9 protein-coding genes are annotated in these 9,307 nt (G+C 72.8%); 6 read left to right on the top strand and 3 right to left on the bottom strand.

Features of this window, described 5'->3' with window-relative positions:
• A partial coding sequence (locus tag IF22_RS0131365; protein WP_081884197.1) for an acetoacetate--CoA ligase occupies positions 1 to 2,044 on the bottom strand: 2,044 nt, incomplete at its 3' end.
• 143 nt (positions 2,045 to 2,187) lie between these two features.
• A complete protein-coding gene (locus tag IF22_RS0131360; RefSeq protein ID WP_030337966.1) occupies positions 2,188 to 2,706 on the bottom strand; it encodes an acyl-CoA thioesterase in 519 nt (172 codons plus the stop codon).
• 23 nt (positions 2,707 to 2,729) lie between these two features.
• On the opposite strand from IF22_RS0131360, the gene IF22_RS0131355 reads away from it, so the two are divergent.
• Positions 2,730 to 3,401 (top strand): hypothetical protein, encoded by a 672-nt coding sequence (locus IF22_RS0131355; RefSeq protein ID WP_030337965.1) that lies wholly within the window; start codon positions 2,730 to 2,732, stop codon positions 3,399 to 3,401.
• An 87-nt stretch (positions 3,402 to 3,488) separates the two neighbouring features.
• On the opposite strand, the gene IF22_RS0131350 is transcribed toward IF22_RS0131355, so the two are convergent.
• A complete protein-coding gene (locus tag IF22_RS0131350; protein ID WP_245233792.1) occupies positions 3,489 to 4,781 on the bottom strand; it encodes a multidrug effflux MFS transporter in 1,293 nt (430 codons plus the stop codon).
• A gap of 313 nt (positions 4,782 to 5,094) precedes the next feature.
• Here IF22_RS0131350 and IF22_RS0131345 point away from each other — a divergent pair, with 313 nt between their 5' ends.
• Genes IF22_RS0131345 through IF22_RS0131325 form a run of 5 tightly spaced genes read left to right on the top strand, consistent with a single transcriptional unit; the run spans position 5,095 to position 9,268 of the window.
• Positions 5,095 to 5,643: an RNA polymerase sigma factor gene (locus IF22_RS0131345; protein WP_051708902.1), complete on the top strand. Its 549-nt coding sequence runs from the start codon at positions 5,095 to 5,097 to the stop codon at positions 5,641 to 5,643.
• Positions 5,640 to 6,437, top strand: coding sequence for a cupin domain-containing protein (locus IF22_RS0131340; protein ID WP_036412732.1), 798 nt, complete (start codon positions 5,640 to 5,642; stop codon positions 6,435 to 6,437). The genes IF22_RS0131345 and IF22_RS0131340 overlap by 4 nt, the downstream gene beginning before the upstream one ends.
• Positions 6,438 to 6,471: 34 nt before the next feature.
• On the top strand, positions 6,472 to 7,272 hold the full coding sequence (locus tag IF22_RS0131335) for an ABC transporter ATP-binding protein (RefSeq protein ID WP_156058026.1): 801 nt from the start codon (positions 6,472 to 6,474) through the stop codon (positions 7,270 to 7,272).
• Positions 7,269 to 8,657 carry a hypothetical protein gene (locus IF22_RS0131330; RefSeq protein ID WP_051708901.1) on the top strand — a complete coding sequence of 463 codons (1,389 nt, stop codon included), beginning with the start codon at positions 7,269 to 7,271 and terminating at the stop codon, positions 8,655 to 8,657. Before IF22_RS0131335 ends, IF22_RS0131330 begins: the two co-directional genes overlap by 4 nt.
• Positions 8,654 to 9,268 (top strand): hypothetical protein, encoded by a 615-nt coding sequence (locus tag IF22_RS0131325; protein ID WP_051708900.1) that lies wholly within the window; start codon positions 8,654 to 8,656, stop codon positions 9,266 to 9,268. Before IF22_RS0131330 ends, IF22_RS0131325 begins: the two co-directional genes overlap by 4 nt.
• The last annotated feature ends 39 nt before the right edge of the window (positions 9,269 to 9,307 follow it).

Here is a 9,307-nt window from a genome sequence, read left to right as displayed (position 1 = left end):
GGGTGGGGGCGGGGCGGGGCGGGGTGGGGGGGGGGGGGGGGGTGGGGCAGGCTTTGGGGCGGCGTTGGGCCAGGGCGGCGAAGGCGGTCAACGACTCGGGGTTGACCAGGGCGCCCTTGGCCGCCGCCTGGTCGACCGGGGTGCCGGTGAGGATCTTCTTGACCGGCACCTCCAGCTTCTTCGCCGAGAGCGTCCGGGGCACCGACCGCACCTGGTGGATCTCATCGGGCACGTGTCGGGGTGAGAGCGCCGTCCGCAGTTCACGGCAGATCTTCGTGCGCATCGGGTCGTCCAACTCCAGACCGTCGGCCAGCACCACGAAGAGCAGCAGCTCACCGGCGCCGCCCTCATCGTCCTCCAGGTGCACGACGACCGAGTCGAGCACCTCGTCGAGCCCCTCGACCACGGAGTAGAACTCGGCGGTGCCGAGCCGGACCCCACCACGGTTGAGGGTGGCGTCGGAACGCCCGGTGATCACACACCCACCCCGCTCGTTGATGGTGATCCAGTCGCCGTGCCGCCAGACGCCCGGGTAGACGTCGAAGTACGCCTCCGCGTAGCGGGTGCCGTCAGTGTCGTTCCAGAAGCCCACCGGCATGCTCGGCATCGGTTCGGTGATCACCAGCTCGCCGAGTTCGCCGATCACCGGCGTGCCGTCGGCGGAACGGGCCTCCACCTTGGCGCCCAACGCCCGGCAGGCGATCTCACCGGCGTACACCGGCAGCAGCGGCACCCCGCCGACGAAACCCGTGCACACGTCGGTGCCGCCGGAGAGCGACTGGAGCTGGAGGTGGTCGCCGACGGTCTCGTACACCCAGCGGAAGCCCTCGGCGGGCAGCGGCGCACCAGTGGAACCCACGCCGCGTACCGCCGACAGGTCGGCGACGTCCCGGGGGACCAACCCGGCCTTGCGGCAGGCCAGCAGGTACGGCGCGGACGTGCCGAAGTACGTGGTGCCGGTCTCCGCCGCCATCCGCCACAACCCGCCGAGGTCGGGCTCAGCCGGCCGGCCGGGCTCCGCGCGGACCGCCGGGTTGCCGTCGAAGAGCACGATGCTCGCGCCCACCGCCGGCCCGGAGACCAGGAAGTTCCACATCATCCACCCGGTGGTGGTGAACCAGAAGAACCGGTCGGCCGGGCCCAGGTCGTGGTGCAGGGCCAGCATCTTCAGGTGCTCCAGCAGGATGCCGCCGTGGCCGTGCACGATCGGCTTCGGCAACCCGGTGGTGCCCGAGGAGTAGAGCACGTAGAGCGGGTGGTCGAACGGCACCGGCGTGAACGTCAACGGCTCGTCCACGGGCGCGGCCAGCTCGGCCCAGCTCAGCGCGCCGTCGGGCGCGGGGCCCGCCGGGTCGAGGTAGCCGATGCTGACGGTGTGCCGCAGTGACGGCAGGGCGGCCCGGATCGCGGCCACCTCGGCGCGGCGGTCCACCGGCTTGTCGCCGTACCGGTACCCGTCCACGGCGACCAGCACCGACGGTTCGATCTGCTGCCAGCGGTCGGTGACGCTGCGGGTGCCGAACTCGGGGGCGCAGGACGAGAAGATGGCGCCCAGGCTGGCGGTGGCCAGCAGCAGGACGTACGTCTCGCCGATGTTCGGGGCGTACGCCGCCACCCGGTCACCGGCGGTGACGCCGAGCCGGCGCAGCCCGGCCGACACCCGGCGGACCTGCTCGCGCAGCTCCCCGGCGGTCAGCGTGACCGGCGGGCGCGTCTGCCCGTGGGAGATCACCATCGGGTCGTCGTCGCCCCGACCCGGCATCCGCAGCACGTTCTCGGCGTAGTTGAGCGTGGCGCCGGGGAACCAACGGGCGCCCGGCATCACCCGCTGCGCCAGGGTCGCGGTGGGCGGGGTGTGTGCGATCACCTCGAAGTGGTCCCAGATCGAGCGCCAGAACCCGTCCAGATCGGTGGTGGACCAGCGCCACAACGCGTCGTAGTCGGCGAAGTCCAACCCGCGGTGCTCCCGCAGCCAGCGCAGGTAGGCGCCGATCCGGGACCGCTCGCGTACGTCCGCCGGCGGCGCCCACAGCATGTCACCCACTGGTCCACCCTCCCCCTGGCCCGACACGACACTGTGACTGGGCCGTGGCGCCATCTTGCCCTACCTCGAAGCGCCATTCTGCGCACCGGGTAGGCCGACCGACGCGTGCCCGTCCCACACTCCAACCCGCCACCTCATGTGGGTCAGCCCGCGCGGTGGGCCTGGATGGCTCGACGGCGGGCGAGGCGGTGCGCCCGGCGGATCTCCGCCTCCTTGTACCGCCGCTCGTCCTCCGCGGTCTCCGGCAGCACCGGGCGGACCGCGCGCGGCGCCCCACCGACGTCCACGCCGACGAACACCAGGTACGCGGTGGCCACCCGGACCGGCGCGTCCTCGGCCGAGTCCCACCGCTCGGCGACCACCCGTACGCCCACCTCCATCGAGGTCTGGCCGGTCCAGTTCACCTGGGCGTGGGCGTGCACGAGGTCGCCGACCCGGACCGCCTCCGAGAAGACGATCTCGTCGATCGCCGCGGTCACCGCCGTTCCGCCGCTGTGCCGGGCGGCAGCGGCCCCGGCCACGTCGTCGACGAACTTCATCAGAACCCCACCGTGCACGGTGCCGTAGAGGTTGACGTCCACCGCCGTCATGATCTTGCTGAGAGTGACGCGCGAGTACGACGTCGGCTTGCCGTTCGGAGCGGCGGAGAGGTGCTCAGTCATGTCGAAAACGGTACGGTGCGCGGATGCGACATCTCTGGAGCTTCCTCGCCGGGCTGGTGGTGGCACCCATCACCTGGGTGCTGGTCACACTCGGGCAGGACGGGTCGAGCCGGACGGTCGACCGCTGGGTGGAGATCGGCACGTTCAACACCGCCAACCTGATCGAGCCGGCCGTGTACCTCGGTGTCGGCGGTGTCCTGCTGGGCCTGCTCGGCACGCTGCGCTTCTCACCGCTGGGCCCGTTGGTGGCGGGGGCGCTGCTGGTCACCCCGTACATCGGGATGTTCGTGGCGCCCTTCTCGGTGCGGGACGCGATCCCGCACGAGTGGAAGGTGTTCGGCGACCCGCTGCCGCTGCGCCTGCCCGTGGAGAACGGCACGCTCTTCCTGATCGGCATGCTGCTGCTGATGGCCACCTTCAGCCAACAGCGGTGGCGGCAGTGGCCGAGCCCGGCGGCCGTTCCGGCCACGGCACCCGCCCCCGCGTCGGACGGAGGCCCCCGCAACGACGACTTCACGTTGACCGACTGGCCGCCCCCCGCGGCGGCGGAGCGGGACACCGCGCCGGTCACTCTGGGTTACCCGGCCGACTCGACACCGACCGAACCGCTGCCCCGCCGGGTGGGTGGCGAATCACCCTGGTCCGCCCCACCGCGCGGTCAGCCGCGCCCCGAGGACACCACCGAGATCCGCTGATCGTCGGGGCGGGCCGGTGAAACCGGCCCGCCCTCCGTCTCTCCCGCGCGACGACGGGGCCCGCTGCGGCGCGACCGCCGGGCGTTGTCAGTGCAGCGCGACAGCCAGGTCCGGGTCGACAGTGCCGAGGCTGGCGCGCGGAACGACAACGAGCATGACGATCAGCGCGGCGGCCATGCCGCCAGCGATGACGATCGCCATCGGTACGCTCCCCGTGCCGAACAGACCGGCCAGTGGCGCCGTCACCGCCCCGATGCCGAACTGCACCGCGCCGAGCAGCGCCGCGGCGGTGCCAGCGGCCTCGCTGTGCCGGCTCATGGCCAGCGCCGGCGCGTTCGGCAGGGCCAGCCCGGCGGCGGCCAGGACCAGCCACAACGACGCGAGCAGGGTACCCAGGCCACCGAATCCGGTCGCCGCGAACATCACCAGCAGCAGGCCGGCAGCCGTTCCGGCGATCAGGGCGCTGACCAGGATCTGCTGCGGGGTGTAGCGGCGCAGCAGCCGCACGTTGAACTGGGTGGCTCCGATCAGCCCCACCGCGCCGGCCCCGAAGGCGATGCCGAACTGCTGCTCGTCGAGGCCGTACTCCTGCTGCAGCACGAACGACGAACCCGAGACGTACGCGAACAGGGCCGCCATCGCCAGCCCGGCGACCAGCACCAGGCCGACGAACGCCCGGTCGTTGAGCAACCCCCGGTAGTCGCGCAGGGTGGCGCTCACCCCGCCGTGGCGCCGACGCGCCACCGGAAGGGTCTCCGGGAGCCGGAACGCGGCCACGACGATCAGCAGCGCGCCCAGCACCGCCAACGCCGCGAAGACACCCCGCCAGTCGGTCCAGCTCAGCAGGCCACTGCCCAGCGTCGGAGCGAGGATGGGCGCCAGGCCCATGACGAGCATCAGCCGGGAGAAGATCCGGGCGAACGAGGCCCCGCTGAACAGGTCGCGGACCACTGCCGTCGCGACCACCGTGGCGGCCGCGACACCGAGCCCCTGGAGTACGCGCAGCCCGCCGAGCACCGTGATGTTGGGTGCGAAGACGCACAGCACGGATGCCACGATGTGCGCGGCCAGACCGACCAGCAGCGGCACCCGCCGCCCGACCACGTCGGAGAGCGGCCCGATCAGCAACTGGCCCAGCGCGAGGCCGACGAGCGTGCCGGTCAGCGTCAACTGCACGGCGGTCTCGGTGGTCTGCAGGCCCGCCGTGATGGCGGGCAGGGCCGGCAGGTACATGTCGATGGTCAGCGGCCCGATCGCGATCAACGCGCCCAGCACGAGGACGAGTTGTGCCCGCTGACGATTGGTCATCAGGTCGCCGGGCAGTACCTCGGGCGCGACGGCGGCATCGCGTCCGGTCTTCTCCACCAACTGCTTCATCATCTCGATCTCTCTGCGGAAGCTGGTGCGTCGTCACGAGCGGCGGCGCGGGGCGTCGACCGGGCCGCGTGGACGCGGCGGCACGGTGTGGGGCGCTCGACGGTGGGCTGCGTGGACGTGACGAGGCAGGGGTCGTGGCGGGGGTGGCCGGGTGGGGCGATCATCCGAGGGTGATTCTGTCGGTCGGCAACACCTCGGCGGTGTGTGACGTTCCCGGTGTGTGGGGAGTCACCCCACCCCGTTCGGCCGAGCGAGCTGTGACCACTGTCACAGCACGATCAGAACCGGGGATGGGGTACGCGTCGTCTTGCCTGGTGTGAAGCGAAGTCTGGACGGTCTCGACGAGGGTGAACTCCTCCGCCGCGTCGCCCGGGGCGACCGGCGCGCGTTCGACGCGCTGTACCGGCGTACCGCCCCGTGGTTGACCGTGCGGCTGCGTCGACGCTGCGCCGACGAGGACATCGTGGCCGAGGTGCTCCAGGAGACGTACCTGGCGGTCTGGCGGTCGGCCGGCAGCCAGGCGCAGTCCACCTCCGGCAGCGCGGTGGGCTGGTTGTGGACGATCGCCGCGCACCGGCTGATCGACGCGTTCCGCCACCGGGCCCGACGCGAGCGGATCCCGACGGTACGCACCTTCGAACCCGTCGCCCCGGCGGCCGAGGACGAGGCGTTGGCCGGCGGGATGGACGCCAACCTGGAGAACGCCCTGCACGCGCTCCCCCCGGAACTGCGGCAGGTGCTGCGCTCGATGGTCCTCGACGGGCTGACCGCCCGGGAGACGTCGCTGCTGCTCGGTATGCCGGAGGGGACCGTGAAGACCCGCGCGAGACGCGCCCGAATCGCACTGCGGGAGGCGCTGTCATGACCGCTCACCCCACGCCCGCTCTCCTCTCCCACTACGCCTCGGGCGGGGTGGGCGTCGACGACGCGACCATCTGGGCGGTGGAGGCGCACCTGGAGACCTGCGCCGACTGCCGGGCACTGCTGACCCATACCGTCGACCCGGGCACGCGTGGCCTGCTGGACCGGGTGGCCGGCGCCGTGGCCGCCGGGATCGCCACCGGCCCCGCACCGGTGCGTCGTCGGCGGCTACCGCGTACCGGGGTCGCCGCCCGGATCCTGCCCTGGCTCGCCACCGCCGCCGGGCTGATGCTGGCCGCGGTCCTGTTCGAGAAGACCTTCGCCAGCCTGCCGTCGCTGGTGCTGCTGGTCGCTCCGGTCGCGCCGCTGCTGCCGGTGGCCGCCGTCTGGAGTCGGCGGGGCGACCCGGTGTGGGAGTTGGCGGCCACCACACCCCGTACCGGCCTGCCGCTGTTGATGCGCCGTTCGTTGGGGGCGCTGGTAGCGGTCCTGCCGGTGCTCGCGGTGGCCGGCTGGGGCACCGGGCACTCCCCCGGCCTCTGGTTGCTGCCGGCGCTGGGCTTCACCGCCGGGGCGTTGGCGCTCGGCACCGTGGTGGGGATCGACCGGGCCGCACTGGGGTTGGCGCTCGCCTGGTCCCTGGGTGTCGTGGCGCCGAGCCTGGTCGGCGGGCGACTCCCGGCCGTCCTCGCCGGCAGCAGCCTGACCGGTTGGGCGCTCGCCACAACGCTGCTGCTGGCCGTGGTCTTCGTCCAGGCCCGATGGCGGTCGCAGCTGCCCACCAGCACGTTCCGATGACGAGATCCAGCCAGCACCGAATGGAGACACGATGATGCGTACGGTCAGCGTGGCGGAGACCGCGCCGTCCACCTACGCGTGGGCGGTGCACGCCGAGACGTTGCGGGTCCGGGCCGGCCGACACCTGGCGGTCAACGGTCTGGACCTGAGGTTGGGCACCGGCGTGCACGGGCTGCTCGGCCCCAACGGCGCCGGGAAGACCACGTTGATGCGAGCCCTGGCCACCGTGGTGAAGCCGGCCGGTGGGCGGCTGACACTGCTCGGTGAGGAGGTCACCGCCGGTGCCGACCTGCGCCAGGTCCGCCGCGGCCTGGGGTACCTGCCGCAGCACTTCGGCTTCTACCCGCGCTTCACCGTCCGCGAGTTCGTCGAGTACATCGCCTGGCTCAAGGAGATGCCGAAGGCGGTCATCCCTGGCGCTGTGCAACGGGCCGTCGAACGGGTCGGCCTGGCGGACCGTGCCGACTCCCGCATGAAGACGCTGTCCGGCGGGATGCTGCGCCGCGCCGGCATCGCCCAGGCGATCGTCAACGATCCGACGGTGCTGCTGCTCGACGAGCCGACGGTCGGCCTGGACCCGGAGCAACGCCTCGACTTCCGTGAGCTGCTGCGGGAGATCGGCCTGGACAGTTGCGTACTCGTCTCCACCCACCTGGTGGAGGACGTCGCGGTGGCCTGCACCGACGTGGTGCTGGTCAGCGAGGGTCGGTTGGTGTGGCAGGGCAGCACGGGAGAGCTGGCCGCGCAGGGCGGCGACGCCGACGCCGGCGACAGCGCCACCGAACGCGGCTACTCGTCGTTGCTGCGCGCCCACCGGGAGCGGGTGTCGGCGTGACCGGACGAATCCTCCGCATCGAGCTACGCCGGTCGGCGGCTCTGGGCGTCGGCCTGTTGTTGCTGGTGACCGGCGCGGCGTTGCTCCTGTCGTCCACCCAGTTCTTCGCGGGGCGGTGGATGCAACTGGCGGTGCTCGCCCGGTCGACGCTGATCATGCTGCTGCCACTCGCGCTGGCCGGTGGGGCGTGGCTGGGGCGGCGCGACGCGCGCTGCCGCGTCAACGAGTTGTTCGCCAGCACCGTCCGGCCACGGTGGCAGCGGGTCGTGCCGACCGCCAGCGCTCTCGCGGTCACTGTGGTCGCCGCGTACGTCGTGGTCTTCCTGGTGGCCGCCGGGTGGGTGGTGCCGACGGCGGGATATTTCCCGAGCGCGACGATCGTCGTCGCCGCGGTCGGCGTTCCGGCGCTGATCGCCGCCGGTTGGCTGGGCATGGCCGCCGGCCGGGCCGTGCCCCGGGTGATCACCGCGCCGGTCCTCGCGGTGCTCGGGTTCGTCCTGGTGGCGTTGGTGCCGGAGTGGATCACGGCACCCGCGACGGGCGCGGAGATCGGGCAGTTCCGGCAGGAACCGGCGGGGGTGCTGCTCCTACCGACGTTCACCGGCCTGGACGACTTCCAGACGATCGCGACCCGGGTCAGCCTGCTGCAGGCGCTGTGGCTGGTGTCTCTCGCCGTGACCGGCCTGCTGCTGCTCGGCGCCGTCCGTCGCCGCGCCGTCGCGTTCGCCGTGCTCCCGGCGCTGCTCGGCGTCGCGGTCGCCCTACCGCTCCTGCCCGTCGGCGGAGCCCGCGGGGCGGCGGTCGTCGACCCGGTCGCCGTCGAGCTGGTGTGCGACAACGACGGCCCGCAGGTCTGCGTGACGCGGACGCACGCCGCGCTGCTGCCGGACGTGGTGGGCCCGGCCCGGCAGGCGCTCGCCATGATGGCGGCGAAGCTGCCCAACGCACCGGTCCGGGCGGTCCAGACGCAACAGGTCACCTACTGGGCGCGGCCGGACCCGGACACTGCCCCGGCCCGGCACTCCGCCGACACGATCGTCTTCGACACCCCCACCATCAACCGGGTGGGGCGCGCCGACCTGTCCGGTGACTACTTCCTGCCGGCCCTGCTGGAGGCCGCCTGGCGGCAGGAGTGCGGCGACCAGTCGGTGCGGGGCGACGTGTACGAGGCCCGGATGGTCGCCGCCGCCTGGCTGACCGGTCGGCCACCGGCCCCGCAGCCCGGGTGGCCCCCGTCGGAGATGGCCCAGCTGGTGGGCGCGTACCAGGCGCTGGTCAACCTCCCGGAGGTCGAACAACGACGTCGGATGGCGGCGGCCCGCGAGGGTGCCCTGGCCTGCCGGGACGACGAGCTGGTGGCGAACGTGCCGACGGGCCGGCCGTGAGGTTCCTCCAGCTGCACCTGCGCGCCCGCCGGGTACCCCTCGCCCTGGCCACCGTGACCGCGTTGATCGCACTGGCCTGGGCGCTGTCGCTGGCCTACACCGACTCGGCGACCATCAGCGCCCGGACGGCCAGCCTCGCCATCATGCTGGCGGTGGTCGCGGTCGGCAGCACGCTCGACGGCGCCGACGGGGCCCTCGACCACACCATGGCGGTCAACTGGCCGGTACGGCGCGCCGGTCATCTGCTGCTCGCCGCCGCCGCGATCACCGCGCTGCTGGCCCTCAGCATGGTCACCGACGCGCGTTACGAGCCGTTCGCGGTGACGGTGCGCAACACCGCGGGGCTGCTCGGGCTCACCGCGCTCGGCGCCACGGTGCTGGGTGCCGCCCTGTCCTGGATCGCCCCGCTGACCTGGACCCTGATCGCGGTACTGCCGATCATGGTGCCCAGCCGGGACCTGAAGATGCAGGTCGCCGGCTGGCTGATCCAACCTGCCGGGACCACCGCCGCCACCGCCTGCGCCGTCGTGCTGGCGGTGACCGGACTGCTCGCGTACGCGGTGCGGGGTTGCCCCGTGCGGCCGGTGAGTGAGACGTCCCCCGACCAGTGACGGACGTTCCGATGCTCCGGAGACCCCGGAGCATCGGAG

This window comes from Micromonospora parva, assembly GCF_000718515.1.
Classification (GTDB): domain Bacteria; phylum Actinomycetota; class Actinomycetes; order Mycobacteriales; family Micromonosporaceae; genus Micromonospora; species Micromonospora parva.
Note: the sequence above shows the minus strand (reverse complement) of the source record. Positions and strands in the feature narration are given on the sequence as shown.